This window comes from Bradyrhizobium sp. SHOUNA76 (assembly GCF_023006445.1).
Lineage (GTDB): Bacteria > Pseudomonadota > Alphaproteobacteria > Rhizobiales > Xanthobacteraceae > Bradyrhizobium.
The window spans coordinates 1-733 of sequence record NZ_JALBHA010001039.1 but is presented as its reverse complement, the minus strand read 5'-3'; the positions used below and the strand labels follow the sequence as shown (position 1 = coordinate 733).

Annotated in this window: 1 protein-coding gene; it reads left to right on the top strand. The window is 67.7% G+C overall.

Annotated elements, in window-relative coordinates; all coding sequences use genetic code 11:
- The coding region (locus tag MOV74_RS39560; RefSeq protein WP_246933043.1) for an AGE family epimerase/isomerase at window positions 1-733 on the top strand (733 nt) is incomplete at both ends.

The window sequence follows — 733 nt, the reverse complement described above, 5'->3', positions numbered from 1 at the left end:
GCGCCGCGGCGCGTGTTCGTGCAGGCCCGCCAGATCTGGTGCTACGCCAAGGCGGCGCAGATGGGCTGGTATCCCGAGGGGCGCGCGATCGCGCTGAAGGGGCTGGAGCATCTGCTGGCATGCGCCAAAGCGCCTGACGGCCGGCCGGGTTATGTGCACCGGCTGACGCCGGAGGGCGCGGTGCTCGACGGCCGGCGCGACGCCTATGACCACGCCTTCATCCTGTTCGCGCTCGCGACCGTCTACGCGCTCGACCAAGACGCGCAGGTTCGTGCCGAGATCGACGCGCTGCTGGCTTTCCTCGACGGTCACCTCCGCTCGCCGCATGGAGGCGTGCACGAAGGCCTTCCGGTCTCGCTGCCGCGCCGGCAGAACCCGCACATGCATCTGTTCGAGGCGATGATCGCGTGCTTCGACGCGACCCACGATCTGTCGTTTCAGAACCGTGCCGGCGAATTCTTCGCGCTGTTCCTGGCCAATCTCTACGACAAGCAGAAGCGCATCCTGACGGAATATTTCGAGGAAGACTGGTCGAAGATCGAACCGGTCAGCGTCGAGCCGGGGCACCAGGCGGAATGGGTCTGGCTGCTGAAGGGGTTCGAACGCATCACCGGATGTCCGACCGGACAGCGGCGCGCCGAACTCCTGGCGACCGCGCTGCGCTGCCGCGACGCGGCCACCGGCTGCCTGATCGACGAGGGGGACGACATCGGCAACGTTCGCCGCAGCACGC